Source organism: Paraburkholderia sp. BL9I2N2, assembly GCF_004339745.1.
In the GTDB taxonomy this organism is placed as follows: Bacteria; Pseudomonadota; Gammaproteobacteria; order Burkholderiales; family Burkholderiaceae; genus Paraburkholderia.
Map to the genome: position 1 here is coordinate 174970 of NZ_SMGP01000005.1, position 19752 is coordinate 194721.

A 19752-nucleotide genomic window follows, 5' to 3' on the forward strand; every position below is an offset into this window, starting at 1 on the left:
GTGGAAAGCTAGCAAGCGTGCCGCACAGATCGATGCGTCTTCGACCTTGACGCTGCCAACGATCAATGTCGCAAAGCGTGTATTCAGGAGGATTAAGAAAAGTGTCAACTATTCTGGTTATCGACGACCATCCTGCGTTTCGCATGGTCATCAAAATGCAGCTCGTGCAATTGCTTGGCGTTGAAGAGGTGATCGAGGCCGATAACGGCCAGAGCGCTGTCGAGATGGCCCGCATACACACGCCAGAGCTCGCCATATTGGATCTCGACATTCCGCGCATCAGCGGACTCGATGTGATTCCCCGACTCAAGCTCGTTCATCCTCCGATTCGCGTGATGGTGCTGTCGAGTCACGATCCGGCGACGTTCGCGCCGCGCGCGATGCGCTCGGGCGTGCATGGTTTCGTCGGCAAGTCGCAGGAAATGAAGGAGATCATGCGTGGGGTAGAGGCGGTGCTGGCAGGCTATACCGTGTTCCCGGTGACGGCTAATGGCGGCGGTATGGCGTTCGCTGGTGGGGAGGAAGGTGAAGAAGCCAGGATCGGGCTGCTATCGGATAAGGAGCTCGTGATTCTGCAGATGCTTTCGAAAGGCATGTCGAATAAGGCGATTGGGGATGCCTTGTTTATCAGCGACAAAACCGTCAGCACATACAAGAGCCGTATCCAGGAGAAACTCGGCCTTTCGTCGTTAGCAGGTCTCATCGAGTTCGCGACTTTGCACCGTTTGGTCGAGTAGGTTTGTGGGCTATGAATACTGCGAGTCTGTCTCGTTCCTCTGCGTCCACATGGAGCCAAACGCTTAAAGATCTGCTGGATGCCGCGTCTGTAGAATCTCGCGCGTTTGTCCTCGAAGAGAGCGCGACGAACCTGCGCGAGCTCATCGATGGTGTTTTCGCATTGCTCATCTCGTTTGCATCTCGTCGCGATTTGCACCTGCGTGCGAACGTCGACCACACTGTCGCCGAAACGATTCGCGCCGACGGTGTCCGGTTAGGCCAAGTCCTTTTCCATTTGCTCAACCGAACGGTCCAACTCAGCGCGCAGGGAGAGATTTCGCTCGTCGTGTGGGCGCAGTCGTTGAATTCGGGCTCGCAACGTATCTTTATCAGCGTGGTCGGCGGTGCGGATAAGCATGCTGCCGTCGCGCCGTCGCAGCCTTCGGCTCCAGTCGCTGGTGACTCACAGGTAGCCAAGCGACTCGCCGACGCCGACGCGTGTTTGCCACTCTGCACACTACTGGCGCAGTGCATGCGCGGCGAGCTTTCCATCGCGACCATTTCAGAGAAGGGCCCTCGCGCGACCTTCAACGCGCTGTTCGCCGTCGAACAACAGGAGCCATCCGCGGGAACGGCTAGCGGCAATGCACAAGCGCCTTTTCTTCGGAACACCACGCAGCCACGGGACGTTTCCGCAAGCGCCTCGTTTGAGCCCTTTGAAAGCCGTTATCTGGATGCATTGGCCGAAGAGGGAGTCGATCTTCACGCGTTTCTCAACAACTGGCGTGAAGCAATGAATGACGACCTCGAGCGCCTCAACGCCTTGCATCGTGAAGGCGACTTCGATCATTTCCATAGCGTGCTGCATCGGTTGAGCGGAGCAGTGGGCCTCGTCGGTGCGCGCAGTTTGATGGAGGCGTTGCGGCGTGCGAGTACGTCGCCCCTGGAACACAGCACCGGCTCAATCGACGCGCTAACGGCGCGCGCCAGAACCCTGGTCACGCAACTCGAAGCAACGTCGCGCGCATACCGGAGCACCTCACAATGAATCGACCGCTTGCCTTGATCGAAGGCGACTTGGCGCTTCCAATTCCGCGGCCGTTCGATGTCTTGCCGCCGCCTTTCGGCTCACGGCGTCGGCAGGCCCAGGCCATGGCACAACGCGAACCGCAACCCGCGTCACTCACCGCTGCCCGACAGGCAATCCAGGATGCGGTACAACACCCGTCGCCGCCAGCACGTCGTGGACCATTACCACCCGGTGTGAAGTTTCTTTTTTTCTACAAACTGCCGGCGCAACGCGATCATTCTCATCGGTTTGCGGAGCAGTTGGCCGAAGCCAGGTACTACCTGAACATGGGTCAAGTGCGCCCGAGGTCGACCCGTTCGGATCATATGCTGGGAGCGGCGATCTTCGCGGGCTGCAGCATTGCACTGGCCTGGCTGCTGGCCACCTGTACGACGCACGATGCCGACAGGACGACAGCCACGACTACGGCTGCGGCTAAGTCGATAACGCAGCCGGTTGCATCGGCAGACGGAAGTAAGATGGCGCCTGATCCACGCGAGCGTGCCAAACCGGCACAGCCGCCGGTCGAATTCACCCGCGCGATCGCGCGAAGCATACCCTTGGCCGCTAGTTCGCCGAAGGCGACGAGTCCCATCGCTGTTCCTACGCCAAACACAGCGAAGGCGAGCGAGGTTTCTCGCGAGACGCCGAAGCCGCAGCATGTCGAAAGCCTTGTGCCGCATCCAACCGCACGAGTGTCTATGCATCAGGACACGGCAAGCCAAGCCGCAAAGCCTCGCCATCGGGTCCCAATCACACACCTCAGCAAACTGCAAGCGGACGAACGCCCGGCACCAAGCCACACGGCCAAGCCATCCGGACCCGGACAACCGTCCACGTCGCAACAACCCAATTGGACCGCGCGCCCTCCGTCCGCAACCGACACAGCCGAGCGCGCCGCATTGCTCGATTGGGCGGCCCAGCAACGGCGCGCGAACATCACGACGCGGGCTCGCATCCCGGTGCCGAAAGATACCGACTGGAGCGCCTACCTAACGCAGCGTCGGATCACCGACGACCCTGAAGCCTTCGGCACAAGCGGCGCCGGCAAATAGCGCCCAAAAAGTAAGCAGCCAAAAAAAAAGCCCGACCACCGGTCGGGCTTTAAAGTCAGCTGCGTCCTCCACAGGACGCAGCCCCTGCAAAACAGCTCGCAGCTACTGCACAGGTAAGCGAATACCTTAAGCAGCCAGCAGCGAACGCAGCACGAACGGCAGAATCCCGCCGTGCTTGTAGTAGTCGACTTCGATCGGCGTGTCGATACGCAGCAGCACCTGCACGCGTTTTTCCTTGCCGTCCTTGCCGCGAATCACCAGCGTCACTTCCTGTTGCGGCTTGAAGTCCGCGCCGAGGCCTTCGATGTCGTACGTTTCTTCGCCGGTAATGCCGAGCGATTGCACGCTATCCGAGCCCTTGAACTGCAGCGGCAGAACGCCCATGCCGACCAGGTTCGAACGGTGAATCCGCTCGAAGCTGCGCGCGACCACAACCTTCACACCCAGCAGTTGCGTGCCCTTCGCAGCCCAGTCACGCGACGAGCCCGTGCCGTACTCTTCGCCCGCGAACACGACGGTCGGCGTGCCGGCGTCGATGTACTTCATCGCTGCGTCGTAGATCGACATATTTTCGCCGCTCGGCTGATGAATCGTCAGGCCGCCTTCCACGCGCGAGCCGTCTGCCTTCGTCGGGATCATCAGGTTCTTGATCCGGACGTTCGCGAACGTGCCGCGCATCATCACGTCATGGTTACCGCGGCGTGAGCCGTAGCTGTTGAAGTCGGCCTTCTGCACGCCGTTTTCCTTCAGCCACTTGCCTGCCGGCGAGTCTTCCTTGATCGAGCCAGCCGGGCTGATGTGGTCGGTCGTGACCGAGTCACCGAAGATGCCCAGTGCGCGCGCGTCCTTCACCGCTGCGATGCTGTCGGCCGGCGTCATCGAGAAGTCCTTGCCGAAGAACGGCGGCTCGGCGATGTAGGTCGACTTCGGCCAGTCGTAGACTTGACCTTCTTCGCCTTCGATCTTGCTCCACAGGTCGCCCTTCTTGGTCAGCGACGCGTAGTTTTTGCGGAACGCTTCCGCGTCCAGCGCGAACTTGAGCAGGTCGTTGACTTCATCGCTGGTCGGCCAAATGTCGCCCAGGTAGATGTCCTTGCCGCCCTTGCCCTTGCCGACCGGTTCGGTCATCAGGTCGCGCGTGATGTTGCCGGCGATCGCGTAGGCGACGACCAGCGGCGGCGAGGCCAGGAAGTTGGCGCGGATGTTCGGGTGAATACGCGCTTCGAAGTTACGGTTGCCCGACAGAACCGCTGCCGCGACGATGTCGTTCTTCGTGATCGCTTCGTTCAGTTCCGGCGTCAGATCGCCCGCGTTACCGATACAGGTCGTGCAACCGTAAGCGGCCAGCGTGAAGCCGAGCTTGTCGAGGTACTTCAGCAGGTCGGTCTTCGTCAGGTATTCGGTGACGATACGCGATCCCGGAGCCAGCGACGTCTTGATGTGCGGAGCGACCGTCAGGCCGGCTTCGACAGCCTTCTTCGCCAGCAGGCCGGCGGCCAGCAGCACGCTCGGGTTCGACGTGTTCGTGCACGAGGTGATCGCGGCAATCAGGATGTCGCCGTTCTTCACGTCGACGCCATTGCTCGTCGTGTATTGCGCGTCGAGGTCTTCGGCCTTCTTCGCAAAGCCGTTTTCCGCAACCGGCTTGGAGAACAGGTCGCTGAACGTCGACTTCACATTGCCGATTTCGATACGGTCTTGCGGGCGCTTCGGGCCTGCCAGCGACGGTGCGACCGTGCCCAGATCCAGCGTCACGACTTTGGTGTAGTCGATGTCGCCTTCCTTCGGCACGCCGAACAGGTTCTGCGCCTTGAAGTACTTCTCGAAGGCCGAGATTTCCGCGTCCGTGCGGCCCGTGCCCTTGAAGTAGTCGATGGTTTTCTCGTCGACCGGGAAGAAGCCCATGGTCGCGCCGTATTCCGGCGCCATGTTGCCGATCGTCGCGCGATCCGGCAGCGACAGCGAGCGCGTGCCTTCGCCGAAGAACTCGACGAACTTGCCGACAACCTTTTCCTTGCGCAGCAGTTCGGTGACAGTCAGCACCAGGTCGGTTGCCGTCACGCCTTCGCGCAGCTTGCCCTTCAGGTTCACGCCGACCACGTCCGGCGTCAGGAAGTACACAGGCTGGCCGAGCATGCCGGCTTCCGCCTCGATACCGCCCACGCCCCAGCCCACCACGCCGATGCCGTTGATCATGGTGGTGTGGCTATCGGTGCCGACCAGCGAATCCGGGTAGTACACCGTGTCCGCGCCTTCGGCCTTCTTGTGCACGCCGCGTGCGAGGTATTCCAGGTTCACCTGGTGAACGATACCGACGCCCGGCGGCACGACCTTGAACGTGTCGAATGCCTGCATGCCCCACTTCATGAACTGGTAGCGCTCGTTGTTGCGCTGGAATTCCAGTTTCATGTTCAGGTCGAGCGCGTTCTTTTCGCGGAAGTGATCGATCTGCACCGAGTGATCGACGACCAGATCGACCGGGACCAGCGGTTCGATCGACTTCGGATCCTTGCCCATTTGTTTCGCGACGCCGCGCATTGCCGCGATGTCGGCGAGCAGCGGCACGCCGGTAAAATCTTGCAGCACGACGCGCGACACCACGAACGGGATCTCGTCGACGCGCGCGGCGGTCGGCTTCCAGTTTGCGAGTTGCTCGATGTGTTCTTCGGCGATTTTCTTGCCGTCGTAGTTACGCAGCACCGATTCCAGCACGATTCGGATCGAAACCGGCAGGCGGTCGATCTTGATGTTCAGTGCCTTGCCGAGTTGCGGCAGGGAGTAGAACTTGCCTTTGCCGGAACCGCTGTCGAATTCCTTGAGCGTTTTGTGGAGGTTGTGGGCCATGGTGTTTTCCTTGGTTTGATCGCGGAACTACAGTACTTAACTAGATGACGTACAGATCGACGTATTCATTGACCGGCATGGCTTCGAGCCTTGCCTGATCCAGCGACACGTCGAGAATCGCCAGTTGTTGCTTGACCGGAAAGCGGCGCGCGAGGTTGGTCTTGAACTTCTCGACCAGCAACGGAATCCCGTCTTCGCGACGACGCTTATGACCGATCGGGTATTCGACTACGACTTCGTCGAATGTCGATCCGTCGTTGAATTCGATCGTCAGTGCATTGGCGATCGAACGCTTCTCCGGATCGTGGTAATCCTTCGTGAACTGCGCGTCTTCGACGCATTCCATCTTCGCGCGCAGCACATCGAGCCGCGCGTCCTGCGCGATCGAATCTTCATAGTCCGCGGCCGTCAGCCGGCCGTGGATCAGCGGAACGGCGATCATGTACTGAATGCAGTGATCGCGGTCGGCCGGATTGTTCAGCGGTCCTTTTTTATCGATGATGCGAATCGCGGCTTCGTGCGTGCGGATCGTGATCTTGCTGATGTCTTCGACGCGTTTGCCTTCAGCCGCAAGTTGCGCGTGCAATTTCATCGCGGCTTCCACTGCGGTTTGCGCATGGAATTCTGCCGGAAAAGAAATCTTGAAGAGGACGTTTTCCATCACGTACGAACCATACGGACGCTGGAACTGGAACGCGTTGCCCTTGAAGAGCACGTCGTAAAAGCCCCACGTCTTCGCCGTCAGCACCGACGGATAGCCCATCTCGCCGGTCTTCGCGATCAGCGCGAGACGCACGGCGCGCGAGGTCGCATCGCCCGCGGCCCATGACTTGCGCGAGCCGGTATTCGGCGCGTGGCGGTACGTGCGCAGCGCATGCCCATCGACAAACGCCTGCGACACCGCGTTGATCAGTTCGTCGCGAGTGAGGCCGATCAACTGGCCGACCACCGCGGTCGACGCCAGTTTCACCAGCAATACATGATCGAGCCCGACCTTGTTGAAGGAGTTTTCGAGCGCGATACAGCCTTGAATTTCGTGCGCCTTGATCATGGCGATCAACACGTCTTTCATCGCCAGCGGCTGTTTGCCCGCTGCGATGGCGCTGCGCGAGAGCCAGTCGGCCGTCGCCAGAATTCCGCCGAGGTTATCCGACGGATGCCCCCATTCGGCGGCAAGCCAGGTGTCGTTGAAGTCGAGCCAGCGGATCATGGCGCCAATGTTGAAGGCGGCCTGAACCGGGTCCAACTGGAACGACGTGCCCGGCACCTTCGCGCCGTTGGGGACGATCGTGCCCGGCACGATCGGTCCCATCAGCTTGGTGCAGGCCGGGTAGGTGAGCGCCTCGAGTCCGCAGCCGAGCGTATCGATCAGGCAGTGACGCGCGGTTTCCAGCGCGAGGCTGCTATCGATCTGATAATCCAGAACGTAATCGACGATATCGGCCAGGACTGGGTCCGGGTCGGGTCGCACGTTGGAAATCGGAGCGGACATCGGAGAGCTTTCCTGATGACGATGATTAGTTGCTGGTCTTGTCGATCGCGTTCGATTGCGTCGGAGCCGGTGCGCCTTGCTGCATCGCTGCCGTCTTGCACTCGTCGGCCAGGCGCGAGCTGTCCTTGTCCGAGAACAACATCGCCTTCGTCGGGATCACGACCAGGTCCATACCCGTTGCGGCATCGTGGAAGCGGTCTGCCCCCGTGGTGGTCGCTTCGCGCGGCAGATTGTAATTTTTGTTAGCCCAGTGAACCGTGACGATCTGGTCACGCTTCATGTCGCCCTTCAGTTCGAAAGCCTGGCCTTCGTTGCACGACCACTTTTCCGCGCCTTCCGGTACCGGATCGACCTTCGCTTCCTTGGCCGGGTTCGGTTTGCGCTTGATCAGGCGCTTCGGCTGCGGTTTTTTCGGCGCAGCGCTGGCAGCCGGCTTCGTGGTGGTCGCCGTTTGCGCGGCGGCGTCAGTCGCGACGGACAGCATCGTCGTGGACAGGGCGCCAATCACGGCGGCGATCATCAGCTTTTTCATGGAGAAAACCTTTCTATCTAGTTTCAGTTAAACATTCCGCGGCCTACCGGTCCTGGCGACCGCGTGGTTGAACTGCACGCGCTTTGAAAGCGCACAGCGACCGCTATTTTCTCCTATTTAGCGGCAGGTACTTCAAATTCTCAGGTCCGGTGTAATTCGCGCTCGGACGGATGATCTTGTTGTCGACGCGCTGCTCGATGATGTGCGCGCTCCAGCCTGCCGTGCGCGAGATCACGAAGAGCGGCGTGAACATGGCCGTGGGCACACCCATCATGTGATACGAGACCGCGCTGAACCAGTCCAGATTCGGGAACATCTTCTTTGCGTCCCACATCACCGACTCCAGCCGCTCGGCGATATTGAACAGCTTGCTGTTGCCCGCTTCCCTCGAGAGCTTCTTCGCGATTTCCTTGATGACCTTGTTGCGCGGGTCGGAGATCGTGTACACCGGGTGACCGAAACCGATCACCACTTCCTTGTTCTCGACGCGACGGCGGATGTCCGCTTCCGCTTCATCCGGCGTCTGGTAGCGCGACTGGATCTCGAACGCGACTTCATTGGCGCCGCCGTGCTTCGGCCCGCGCAGCGCGCCGATTGCACCGGTGATGGCCGAATAGATGTCCGATCCCGTGCCCGCGATCACGCGGCCCGCAAAGGTCGATGCGTTGAACTCGTGCTCGGCGTACAGGTTCAGCGACACGTGCATCGCGTCGACCCACGCCTTCGACGGCTCCACGCCGTGCAGCAGATGCAGGAAGTGGCCGCCGATCGAATCGTCGTCGGTTTCCACTTCGATACGCTTGCCGTTGTGCGAGTAGTGATACCAGTAGAGCAGCATCGAGCCGAGCGAGGCCATCAGCTTGTCGGCGATGTCGCGCGCGCCCGGCAGGTTGTGGTCGTCCTTCTCCGGCAGTACGGTGCCGAGCACCGACACGCCGGTGCGCATCACGTCCATCGGATGGGCGGCGGCCGGAATCCATTCGAGCGCGGCCTTGACGTTCGCGGGCAGGCCGCGCAGCGCTTTCAGCTTCGTCTTGTAGGCGGTCAGTTCGGCCTGGGTCGGCAGCTTTTCGTGCACGAGCAGGTACGCGATCTCTTCGAATTCGCAGGCGCTGGCGATATCGAGAATGTCGTAGCCGCGGTAGTGCAGGTCGTTGCCGGTCTTGCCGACCGTGCAGAGCGCCGTGTTGCCGGCCGTCACACCGGACAGGGCGACGGATTTCTTCGGTTTGAAGCCGCTTTGGGGTTCGTTGCCGCCTTGTGCACCGGCGGTTTGCGTCGTCTCGCTCATCTCCCGCAATCTCCTTTGTGCCTGCTCGATGCTTCTGATTGACCCATGCGTTCGACGCTCGCCGTCTGCAGCGCCACATGATGCCGTGCTTCGATTGCCTGGCGGCGTGCGCATTTGCCGCTCACCGCAGCCGCGCTGATTGCCGCAGCGACTTTCATGCTCATGATCCTGCTTGCACGTCAGTGCCCACTTTCGTGAAAAGCGGCGCGGCGTCTTGCGGGACGGCGCGACCGGTGGCTTGCGCGCGGCGCAGTACCGACCAGTAGTAGCGATAGCTGGCGCGGTCGTGCAGCGTGTCGTGATAGCGGGTCGGGCCCCATTGTGCGGACTGCGCGGCCAGCAGGATGTCGGTGGCCGTGGCGATCTCTTCGTCGCGCGGCGCGAATGCGGCGACGATCGCCTCGATCTGCGCCGGATGGATGCTCCACATGCGTGTGTAGCCGAATTCGTTACGGGCGCGCGCGGCGTCGTTGGCGACCACGCTCATGTCGCGCACTTCCGTGCTGACGTTGTGCGACGGCACTTTGCCGTATGCATGGCAGGCCGCCGAGATTTCCAGCTTCGCGCGCCGCACCAGCGGATGATCGAACTGGCCGGGCGAGCGCATGGCGGTATCGGGAATCGCGCCGTCGTGCGCGGAGACGAAGTCCATCAAGCCGAAGCTCAGCGCTTCCACGCCGGGCAGCGCGGCCAGATCGAACACACGCGTCAGCGCGCCGTGCGTTTCGACCAGCAACTGCACCGGCACCGGTTGCGCAATGCCGAGCTCGCGCCGCGTCGCCTCGACGAACGCGACCATTTCGGCGGCATCGGGGACGTTGCGGATCTTCGGAAGAGTGATGTAAGCAGGCGCTCGCTTCGCGGCACGCAGAATGAGACGGACGTCGTCGCGCCAGTGCGCGTGATCGAAGTCGTGAATCCGCACGCCGACGCGGCCGAAGCGGTCGTGCTGGCTGCCAAGCAACGAGGCGACCAGTTCGGCGTGCTGCGCTTCGCGGCCGACCTGCGCGCCGTCTTCGCAATCGAGCGTGATGTCGAACACGGGGCCCAATTGCTGCTGCAATGCCAACGATTTCAGCATCAGCTTTTCGCTGCCGGCGTAGTGATCGCAGGCAGGCAGCACAGCGGGCGGCACTTCGCCGTCAAACAGCACTTCGGCGGGTGTGAGGGCGCGCATCTTCGGCGTCAGGGGCGTGGGTAGTGTTTGGAGAAATCTGATTCGGGCGCGCTCTGCCGGACCGTCACGGCAACTGAGCAAAACGCGCTCGGATCAGATGCGAATAGCCGCATTCGCACGTAAAAAAACCGGAACTTGCTGCGGTGGCGCCTGTGAGCGCCCCCGGACATTTCGCATCGCGCCAGGCTGCCTGAAGGCGGCCTGGCGTTGTCTCACGAGTTCCGGTTCGTTTGCATCAGCCGCTTAGCCGAGCAGGTGTTGAACGCCTTCGCGCTCTTCCAGCAACTCGTTCAGCGTGCCGTCCATCTTTTCGCGCGAGAACGCGTCGATTTCCAGACCTTCGACGCGCTTGTACTCGCCGTTTTCGCACGTGACCGGCACACCGTAGATGATGTCTTCCGGAATGCCGTACGAACCGTCCGACGGGATACCCATGGTGACCCACTTGCCGTTCGTGCCGAGCACCCAGTCACGCACGTGGTCGATTGCAGCGTTGGCCGCCGACGCTGCCGACGACAGGCCACGCGCTTCGATGATCGCCGCGCCGCGCTTGCCGACGGTCGGGATGAACGTGTTGCGGTTCCACTCTTCGTCGTTGATCAGCTTGGTCAGGTCTTGACCTTCTGCCGTTGCGACGCGGAAGTCCGGGTACATGGTCGGCGAGTGGTTGCCCCACACAGCCAGCTTTTCGATCGACGCGACCGGCTTGCCCGACTTGGCGGCCAGTTGCGACAGCGCGCGGTTGTGGTCCAGGCGCAGCATGGCGGTGAAGTTCTTCTTCGGCAGATCCGGCGCCGACTTCATGGCGATGTAAGCGTTCGTGTTGGCCGGGTTGCCGACCACCAGCACCTTCACGTCGCGGCTCGCGACCTTGTTTAGCGCCTTGCCCTGAACCGTGAAGATTTCGGCGTTCGCCGACAGCAGGTCCTTACGCTCCATGCCTTTCGAACGCGGACGCGCGCCGACCAGCAGAGCCACGTCTGCATCTTTGAATGCAACTTCGGGATCGTCGGTGATCACGACGCCCGACAGCAGCGGGAATGCGCAATCATCCAGTTCCATCACGACGCCTTTGACGGCGCCTTGCGCTTGCGGCAGGTCGAGCAATTGCAGGACCACCGGCTGATCCTTGCCGAGCAGGTCGCCATTGGCGATGCGGAACAGCAGGGAGTAAGCGATTTGACCTGCGGCGCCGGTGACGGCAACGCGCTTTGCGGGCTTAGCCATTGAGAAATCTCCAGGACGATGCGTTAGACGCTAGGGAAAACGCCATTCTATATGCGCGTTCAGCGAAGCGTTGTGAAACACGGCGGAATTCACTGTCGCGGACTGCCTCGCCAATTGCCGAGGCCGAGCGGCGCGTTGGGGCAAGACCGCCATGCCGGAAATCTGCACTACAGCACAGGAGCGGAATATGAAGCGCCGGGTAGCCGCTGCACGGTGCGGGCTCCTGCAAACAGCGCGTTTCGGCAAGCGTCTGACCAACGAATGGCGGCGAAATCGAAACCTGAACTGCGTGGGAACAGCATGGTGCACAGTGGCTGCCGGTGCGTCGCGGCGCTGCATCAAAACAGCCGCCGAAAAACCCGCAAACCCTTGCTCGACAAGGAGTGTAGGAGTCGTCAGACACAAAGTCAACATTATCTTATGTCTTATATAAGACATATCTATTGCGGGGAAAACCCTAGACGCGGCCTAGCCCTTTATGATGAAATGCGCGGATGAATTCGAACCCGGCGAACACCACGAATCCGAGCGGCCAAGGGGTCGCGGGCGAGGGTGTACCTACTGCGCCTCCGGCCACGTCGCCCACTTTCAGCCCCTTGTACCAGCAGATCAAGGGGTTGATCACGCAGAGCCTCGAAAGCGGCGAGTGGAAGCCGGGCGAGATCATTCCTAGTGAAGTCGAATTGGCGGCCAGATACAAGGTCAGTCAGGGGACGGTGCGCAAAGCGATCGACGAACTTGCCGCCGACAACCTGCTGGTGCGCCGCCAGGGCAAGGGCACGTTTGTTGCGACGCACAACGAAGACCGCGCCCAGTTTCGGTTCCTCAGATTACTGGCCGATGACGGCGCGGAACACCCGCACGTCAGCCGCCTGCTCGAATGCCGGCGCTTGCGCGCTTCGGCGGACATCGCCCGGCAACTCGATCTGAAACCGGCCGATCCGGTCGTATTGATCAAGCGCTTGCTGCAGTTCGACGGCGAAGTCACCGTGCTCGATGAAATCTGGTTGCCCGGCGCCGTGTTCCGTGGCCTGACGCTCGAGCGGCTGTCGGAGTATAAAGGTCCCCTCTACGCGATGTTCGAGACGGAATTCGGCACCCGCATGATCCGCGCAACGGAGAAGATTCGCGCGGTGGCGGCTGAGCCTTCCGTCGCCGATCTGCTGCATGTGCCGGCGGGTTTTCCGCTGCTATCGGTCGAGCGCGTGTCCTATACCTATGGAGACCGGCCGGTCGAAGTGCGCCGTGGTTGGTATGTCACAACCGGGTACTACTATCAGAACGATCTAAGCTGAATCGGGCTGAATGAAGGCGCTGCGTCCCACACGCGCGCCTGTTTGAAGGCGCCTTTATCGCGCGCGCTGTAACGGACCTGTCGTGGTTTTCGCTGCAGCGCGATATAAAAAGGCGCTAAAATTGCGGATTAGTGTGACTACATAGTAGGGGTCTAGCATGGCTGAAGCCGTAAAAAAACCGAGGCCGGAATTCCGGAACATCGGTATCGGGCAGATATTGACGGCATACCGTCTCCCGCTAGCGGGGCGAGTATCGATCTTGCACCGCTTGAGCGGTGGTCTGCTTTTTGTTTTTCTTCCGTTCCTGCTGTACCTCTTCGATCAGAGTCTGACATCGGAACTTAGTTTCGAAGTCTTCAAAGGTTTCCTCTCCAACATCATCGTCAAGCTCATCACGCTCGTTCTGGCGTGGGCTTTCCTGTTTCACTTCTGCGCCGGCATCCGTCACCTCGTGATGGACACGAACCACAACGCGGTCACGAAGGAAAAAGGCAAATCGACTTCCATCGTCGTTCTCGTCGTGTCGTCGCTGCTCACCATCGCATTCGCGGCAAAACTGTTCGGAGCATTCTAAAAAATGTCAGCTAATAACCGAATCGGTTCGAAGCGTCTCGTTGTCGGCGCTCACTACGGTCTGCGCGACTGGCTGGCCCAGCGCATCACCGCCGCCGTGATGGCGATCTACACGGTGATCCTGCTCGCGTGGTTCTTCGGCGCGCGCGATTTCTCGTACGACGGCTGGGCGTCCATCTTCGCCACGCAGTGGATGAAGCTCGCCACGTTCGTCACGCTGCTCTCGCTGTTCTATCACGCGTGGGTGGGTATCCGCGACATCTGGATGGACTATGTGAAGCCCGTTGGCATCCGCCTGTTGCTTCAAGCGCTGACGATCGTCTGGCTGCTCGCCTGTGCGGGCTACGCTGCGCAGATTCTCTGGAGAGTGTAAAAGAATGGCTGCAATCAAGAATTCTCTGCCGCGTCGCAAGTTTGACGTGGTTATCGTCGGCGCGGGCGGCTCGGGGATGCGCGCTTCGCTGCAACTCGCGCGCGCCGGTCTGTCGGTCTGCGTGCTGTCCAAGGTGTTCCCGACGCGTTCGCACACGGTCGCTGCTCAAGGCGGCATCGGCGCATCGCTCGGCAACATGAGCGAAGACAACTGGCACTACCACTTCTACGACACGATCAAGGGTTCCGACTGGCTCGGCGACCAGGACGCGATCGAGTTCATGTGCCGCGAAGCACCGAACGCCGTCTACGAACTCGAACACATGGGCATGCCGTTCGACCGCAACGCTGACGGCACGATTTACCAACGCCCGTTCGGTGGCCACACGGCGAACTATGGCGAAAAGCCGGTGCAACGCGCTTGCGCGGCGGCTGACCGTACCGGCCACGCACTGCTGCACACGCTGTACCAGCAAAACGTCGCTGCGAAAACGCAATTCTTCGTCGAGTGGATGGCGCTGGATCTGATCCGCGACGCCGACGGCGACGTGCTCGGCGTGACCGCGCTGGAAATGGAAACGGGCGACGTCTACATCCTCGAAGGCAAGACCACGCTGTTCGCCACGGGCGGTGCCGGCCGGATCTTCGCGGCATCGACCAACGCGTTCATCAACACCGGCGATGGCCTGGGCATGGCGGCGCGTTCGGGTATTGCGCTGCAAGACATGGAATTCTGGCAATTCCACCCGACCGGCGTGGCCGGCGCGGGCGTGCTGATTACCGAAGGCGTGCGCGGTGAAGGCGGCATTCTGCGTAACTCGAACGGCGAGCGTTTCATGGAACGCTACGCGCCTACCCTGAAGGATCTGGCGCCGCGTGACTTCGTGTCGCGTTCGATGGACCAGGAAATCAAGGAAGGCCGCGGCGTAGGTCCGAACAAGGATCACGTGCTGCTCGACCTGTCGCACATCGGCGCCGAGACGATCATGAAGCGTCTGCCGTCGATCCGCGAAATCGCGCTGAAGTTCGCGAACGTCGATTGCATCAAGGAGCCGATCCCGGTCGTGCCGACCATCCACTATCAGATGGGCGGTATCCCGACGAACATCCACGGCCAGGTGGTGGGCACGTCGAAGGGTCACGAAGAGCCGGTCAACGGTTTCTACGCAGTGGGCGAATGCTCGTGCGTGTCGGTGCACGGTGCGAACCGTCTCGGCACGAACTCGCTGCTCGACCTGGTGGTGTTCGGCCGCGCGGCCGGCAACCACATCGTCAAGCACGTGAAGGAAATCAAGGAGCACAAGCCGCTTCCGGCAGACGCCGCCGATTTCTCGCTGGCACGTCTGGCCAAGCTGGAGAAGTCCTCGTCGGGCGAATACTCGCAAGACGTCGCGGCTGAGATCCGTTCCACGATGCAGGCTCACGCTGGCGTGTTCCGCACATCGGAATTGCTGGCCAAGGGTGTCGAGCGTATTCGGGAAGTGGCTGACCGCGTCGACAACATCTACCTGAAGGACAAGTCGAAGGTGTTCAACACGGCCCGCGTCGAAGCGCTGGAAGTGGAGAACCTGATTGAAGTGGCCCGCGCCACGATGGTTTCCGCCGAAGCGCGTAAGGAAAGCCGCGGCGCGCACGCGCAGAACGACTTCGAACATCGCGACGACGAAAACTGGCTGCGCCATACGCTGTGGTTCAGCGAAGGCGATCGCCTCGACTACAAGCCGGTTCACATGCAACCGCTGACGGTCGAATCGGTTCCGCCGAAAGCGCGGACCTTCTAAGGCACAAGTCAAAGGAATTCAGAAATGGCAAAGCGTACATTTGAAATTTACCGCTACGACCCGGACAAGGACGCAGCGCCGCGCATGCAAACGTACGAGATCGAGATCGACTCGCACGAACGCATGCTGCTCGACGCGCTCGTCAAGCTGAAGGCTGTCGACGAAACGCTGTCGTTCCGTCGCTCGTGCCGTGAAGGCGTGTGCGGTTCGGACGCAATGAACATCAACGGCAAGAACGGTCTGGCGTGCCTCACGAACCTGAACGACCTGCCGCAAAAGATCGTGCTGCGTCCGCTGCCGGGCCTGCCCGTCGTGCGCGACCTGATCTGCGATTTCACGCAGTTCTTCAACCAGTATCACTCGATCAAGCCGTACCTGATCAACGATACGCCGCCGCCGGAAAAGGAACGTCTGCAGTCGCCGGAAGAACGCGACGAGCTCGACGGCCTGTACGAATGTATTCTGTGCGCCAGCTGCTCGACTTCGTGCCCGAGCTTCTGGTGGAATCCGGACAAGTTCGTCGGCCCGGCAGGCCTGTTGCAAGCCTACCGCTTCATCGCGGATAGCCGCGACGAAGCGACGGGCGAACGCCTCGACAACCTGGAAGATCCGTACCGTCTGTTCCGTTGCCATACCATCATGAATTGCGTCGACGTTTGCCCGAAGGGCCTGAACCCGACCAAGGCAATTGGCAAGATCAAGGAATTGATGGTTCGCCGCGCGGTCTGAGATGGAATCAACATCGCATCAGTCCGACCCTCTCCGCCGCGCGCGCCTTCGCTGGCGCGCGCGGCGGGGCCTGCTGGAAAACGATCTGATCTTTGAACGTTTTTTCGGCCGATATGAGCATGACCTCAGCGATGCTGACGTGGGCGCACTTACACGGCTGCTCGAGCTGAGCGATAACGACCTGATGGACTTGCTGCTCGTGCGCAAGGAACCGGAAGGCGACCTTGCCGACCCGGATGTGATCCGGGTGCTGGAGCTGCTGCGTAATGCCTGACCGGCATGACCGGCTTGAGCGCTGCTTGTCCGCGCTTGTCCGTTGTCCCAGGCGTGCAATTATCGAAACCCTGTTTCCATACTTCGATTGAGGATGTGCTATGACCCCGTCAGATGTTAAAGCCACGCTATCGTTCAGCGACAATTCGCCGAGCGTTGAAATGCCGATTTACAAGGGCACTCTCGGCCCGGACGTGATCGACATCCGCAAACTGTACGGCCAGACCGGCAAGTTCACGTACGACCCGGGCTTCATGTCGACGGCGGCTTGCAATTCGGCGATCACGTACATCGACGGTGACAAGGGCGAGCTGCTGTATCGCGGCTACCCGATCGACAACCTCGCGCAAAACGCCGACTTCCTCGAAACCTGCTATCTGCTGCTGAAGGGCGAACTGCCGAACGCACAGCAAAATGCCGAATTCGTCAAGACGGTCACGAACCACACGATGGTGCATGAGCAAATGCACTTCTTCTTCCGTGGTTTCCGTCGCGACGCGCACCCGATGGCGATTCTGGTCGCCGCAGTCGGCGCGCTGTCGGCGTTCTATCACGACTCGCTCGACATCAACAATCCGCGTCACCGTGAAGTGTCTGCCATTCGCATGATTGCGAAGCTGCCGACGCTGGTGGCGATGGCGTACAAGTACAGCATCGGCCAGCCGTTTGCGTACCCGAAGAACGACCTGTCGTACAGCGCGAACTTCATGCACATGATGTTCTCGAACCCGTGCGAAGAGTACAAGGTCAACGACGTGCTGGTGCGCGCGCTCGACCGTATCCTGATCCTGCATGCGGACCACGAGCAGAATGCATCGACCTCGACCGTGCGTCTCGCCGGTTCGTCGGGCGCGAATCCGTTCGCGTGTATCGCAGCGGGTATCGCGTGTCTGTGGGGCCCGGCGCACGGCGGTGCGAACGAAGCCGCACTGAACATGCTGGAAGAAATCGGCTCGGTCGACAACATTCCTGAGTTCATCAAGCAGGTGAAGGACAAGAACTCGGGCGTGAAGCTGATGGGCTTCGGTCACCGCGTCTACAAGAACTACGACCCGCGTGCGAAGCTGATGCGCGAAACCTGCCACGAAGTGCTCGAAGAGCTGGGCCTGCACGACGACCCGCTGTTCAAGCTGGCCATGGCACTGGAAAAGATCGCACTGGAAGACGAATACTTCGTGTCGCGCAAGCTGTACCCGAACGTCGACTTCTACTCGGGCATCGTTCAGCGCGCGCTGGGCATCCCGACCTCGATGTTCACGTGTATCTTCGCGATGGCACGTACCGTCGGCTGGATTGCGCAGTGGAACGAAATGATCGCTGATCCGGAACAGAAGATTGGCCGTCCGCGTCAGCTGTTCATCGGCGACACGCAACGTGAAGCCAAGCCGATCGCGCAACGTTGATCAGGTTTGAGTCCGCTTAATTCGTAGTGGCTGCGTGCGCTGCGAGTCAGGACGGAGTCTGCTGATAAAGGCGCCCCGACGGGTTTTCCGTCGGGGCGTTTTGTTTTCAGCTTCTTGTCCCGCGCACTGAGCATGCATTTGCGCGGCACTGCAGCAGGCGGGAGATGGGTGCGCTCTTGCCGGGTAACGCCAATACAGGTATCGACACTACCACCCAACTCCCTGTTTTTTATCGGTTTTCTCCCTGATTGAGCGGCCCAGGCGGGGCGCTGCGTGGCATAATCGACCGACACGGTCAGCCCGCAGTCAATACTACCCCGCATACCATGGCACAGACTCTCTACGACAAATTGTGGAACACACACGTGGTCCACACGGAAGAAGACGGTACGACGATTCTCTACATCGACCGTCACCTGCTGCACGAAGTCACCAGCCCTCAGGCGTTCGAAGGCCTGAAGCTGGCTGAGCGTCCGGTGTGGCGCATCAGCGCGAATCTGGCGGTCTCGGACCACAACGTCCCGACCACGGACCGCAGCCACGGCATCGCCGATCCGGTTTCCAAGCTGCAAGTCGACACGCTCGATTCGAACTGCGACGCTTACGGCATCACGCAGTTCAAGATGAACGATCTGCGTCAGGGCATCGTGCACATCATCGGGCCGGAGCAGGGCGCTACGCTGCCCGGCATGACGATCGTCTGTGGCGACTCGCACACGTCCACGCACGGCGCGTTCGGCGCGCTGGCGCATGGCATCGGCACGTCGGAAGTCGAACACGTGCTGGCCACGCAAACGCTCTTGCAGAAGAAGAGCAAGAACATGCTGGTCCGAGTCGAAGGGCAACTGCCGCGCGGTTGCACCGCGAAAGACATCGTGCTCGCCATCATCGGCAAGATCGGCACGGCAGGCGGCACCGGCTACGCGATCGAATTCGGCGGTTCGACGATTCGCGCGCTCTCCATGGAAGGCCGCATGACGGTTTGCAACATGGCGATCGAAGCAGGTGCGCGAGCCGGCATGGTTGCGGTCGACGATACTACGGTCGAATACCTGAAGGGTCGCCCGTTCTCGCCGGAAGGCGTGGAGTGGGATCACGCGGTCGAATACTGGAAGCAATTCAAGTCGGACGAAGGCGCGCAGTTCGATCGCGTGGTCGAACTGAACGCAGCGGAGATCGTGCCGCAAGTCACGTGGGGCACGTCGCCGGAAATGGTCACGGCCGTGGACGGCCGCGTGCCGGATCCGGACCGCGAGAAAGACCCGGTCAAGCGCGACGCCATGGAGCGCGCGCTGAAATACATGGCGCTCGAACCGAACGCGCCGATCGAGTCGATCAAGCCGGATAAAATCTTCATCGGGTCGTGCACCAACGCGCGCATTGAAGACATTCGCGCCGCGGCTTACGTCGTGAAGAAGCTGGGCCGCCGCGTGGCGCCGAACATCCGTCTGGCCATGGTAGTGCCGGGTTCGGGTCTCGTGAAGGCACAGGCGGAACGTGAAGGCCTCGACAAGGTCTTTACCGATGCCGGTTTCGAATGGCGTGAACCGGGTTGCTCGATGTGTCTCGCCATGAACGCCGACCGGCTGGATCCGGGCGAACGTTGTGCGTCCACGTCGAATCGTAATTTCGAAGGTCGTCAGGGCGCCGGTGGCCGTACCCACCTCGTGAGCCCCGCGATGGCTGCGGCTGCGGCCATCGAAGGGCATTTCGTCGATATTCGCAAGCTTGGATAAACACGCATGATGAACATGAATCGCACCACTCTATTGCGCCGCTTCGCGCTCGGTACCCTGGCTGGGCTGTTGCTGGGTCTGGCCGGTTGCAACACGGTGCACGGATTCGGCGAGGACATGTCGCACCTCGGCAATTCGATCAGCAACCACGCTGATAAATAAGCGGTTTTTGATTTTTGCCGGCCA

At 60.8% G+C, this 19752-nt stretch carries 18 protein-coding genes; 11 read left to right on the forward strand and 7 right to left on the reverse strand.

Annotation, left to right across the window (positions count from 1 at the left end; translation table 11 throughout):
* The first annotated feature begins 101 nt into the window (after positions 1-101).
* Positions 102-737 (forward strand): response regulator transcription factor, encoded by a 636-nt coding sequence (locus B0G74_RS42455; RefSeq protein ID WP_132383589.1) that lies wholly within the window; start codon positions 102-104, stop codon positions 735-737.
* A 275-nt stretch (positions 738-1012) separates the two neighbouring features.
* Entirely contained in the window at positions 1013-1765 is a 753-nt protein-coding gene (locus B0G74_RS42460) for an Hpt domain-containing protein (protein WP_243658580.1), read from the forward strand.
* A 343-nt stretch (positions 1766-2108) separates the two neighbouring features.
* On the opposite strand, the gene B0G74_RS46100 is transcribed toward B0G74_RS42460, so the two are convergent.
* The 7 genes from B0G74_RS46100 to B0G74_RS42495 form a co-directional block, all read right to left on the reverse strand.
* Complete coding sequence (locus B0G74_RS46100; protein ID WP_165924047.1) at positions 2109-2381, reverse strand: hypothetical protein; 273 nt, start codon at positions 2379-2381, stop codon at positions 2109-2111.
* Positions 2382-2967: 586 nt separating this feature from the next.
* Positions 2968-5685 (reverse strand): aconitate hydratase AcnA, encoded by a 2718-nt coding sequence (gene acnA, locus B0G74_RS42470; RefSeq protein ID WP_132383595.1) that lies wholly within the window; start codon positions 5683-5685, stop codon positions 2968-2970.
* Between the two features lie 40 nt (positions 5686-5725).
* The gene (locus tag B0G74_RS42475) at positions 5726-7177 is read right to left on the reverse strand and encodes a bifunctional 2-methylcitrate dehydratase/aconitate hydratase (protein WP_132383597.1); all 1452 of its coding nucleotides are present in this window, start codon (positions 7175-7177) and stop codon (positions 5726-5728) included.
* 25 nt (positions 7178-7202) lie between these two features.
* A complete protein-coding gene (locus tag B0G74_RS42480) occupies positions 7203-7709 on the reverse strand; it encodes a hypothetical protein (protein ID WP_132383599.1) in 507 nt (168 codons plus the stop codon).
* Positions 7710-7812: 103 nt separating this feature from the next.
* The gene (prpC, locus tag B0G74_RS42485; protein WP_132383601.1) at positions 7813-9000 is read right to left on the reverse strand and encodes a 2-methylcitrate synthase; all 1188 of its coding nucleotides are present in this window, start codon (positions 8998-9000) and stop codon (positions 7813-7815) included.
* Between the two features lie 160 nt (positions 9001-9160).
* A complete protein-coding gene (locus B0G74_RS42490) occupies positions 9161-10177 on the reverse strand; it encodes an aldolase/citrate lyase family protein (protein ID WP_132383603.1) in 1017 nt (338 codons plus the stop codon).
* A 243-nt stretch (positions 10178-10420) separates the two neighbouring features.
* Positions 10421-11404 (reverse strand): malate dehydrogenase, encoded by a 984-nt coding sequence (locus tag B0G74_RS42495; protein WP_132383605.1) that lies wholly within the window; start codon positions 11402-11404, stop codon positions 10421-10423.
* A gap of 494 nt (positions 11405-11898) precedes the next feature.
* On the opposite strand from B0G74_RS42495, the gene B0G74_RS42500 reads away from it, so the two are divergent.
* The 9 genes from B0G74_RS42500 (at position 11899) to B0G74_RS42540 (ending at position 19728) form a co-directional block, all read left to right on the forward strand.
* Positions 11899-12699 (forward strand): GntR family transcriptional regulator, encoded by an 801-nt coding sequence (locus B0G74_RS42500; RefSeq protein WP_132383607.1) that lies wholly within the window; start codon positions 11899-11901, stop codon positions 12697-12699.
* 157 nt (positions 12700-12856) lie between these two features.
* The gene (gene sdhC / locus B0G74_RS42505) at positions 12857-13273 is read left to right on the forward strand and encodes a succinate dehydrogenase, cytochrome b556 subunit (RefSeq protein ID WP_132383609.1); all 417 of its coding nucleotides are present in this window, start codon (positions 12857-12859) and stop codon (positions 13271-13273) included.
* Positions 13274-13276: 3 nt separating this feature from the next.
* Positions 13277-13645, forward strand: a complete 369-nt coding sequence (sdhD, locus tag B0G74_RS42510; protein ID WP_132383610.1) for a succinate dehydrogenase, hydrophobic membrane anchor protein — start codon at positions 13277-13279, stop codon at positions 13643-13645.
* A 4-nt stretch (positions 13646-13649) separates the two neighbouring features.
* The gene (gene sdhA, locus B0G74_RS42515; RefSeq protein ID WP_132383612.1) at positions 13650-15425 is read left to right on the forward strand and encodes a succinate dehydrogenase flavoprotein subunit; all 1776 of its coding nucleotides are present in this window, start codon (positions 13650-13652) and stop codon (positions 15423-15425) included.
* 24 nt (positions 15426-15449) lie between these two features.
* The gene (locus tag B0G74_RS42520) at positions 15450-16154 is read left to right on the forward strand and encodes a succinate dehydrogenase iron-sulfur subunit (RefSeq protein ID WP_132383613.1); all 705 of its coding nucleotides are present in this window, start codon (positions 15450-15452) and stop codon (positions 16152-16154) included.
* A 1-nt stretch (position 16155) separates the two neighbouring features.
* A complete protein-coding gene (locus tag B0G74_RS42525; protein ID WP_132383615.1) occupies positions 16156-16428 on the forward strand; it encodes a succinate dehydrogenase assembly factor 2 in 273 nt (90 codons plus the stop codon).
* A gap of 100 nt (positions 16429-16528) precedes the next feature.
* Positions 16529-17830, forward strand: a complete 1302-nt coding sequence (gene gltA, locus B0G74_RS42530; RefSeq protein ID WP_132383616.1) for a citrate synthase — start codon at positions 16529-16531, stop codon at positions 17828-17830.
* 326 nt (positions 17831-18156) lie between these two features.
* Positions 18157-19566: a 3-isopropylmalate dehydratase large subunit gene (leuC, locus tag B0G74_RS42535; protein ID WP_132383618.1), complete on the forward strand. Its 1410-nt coding sequence runs from the start codon at positions 18157-18159 to the stop codon at positions 19564-19566.
* Between the two features lie 6 nt (positions 19567-19572).
* The gene (locus B0G74_RS42540) at positions 19573-19728 is read left to right on the forward strand and encodes an entericidin A/B family lipoprotein (protein WP_132383620.1); all 156 of its coding nucleotides are present in this window, start codon (positions 19573-19575) and stop codon (positions 19726-19728) included.
* Positions 19729-19752: the final 24 nt, after the last annotated feature.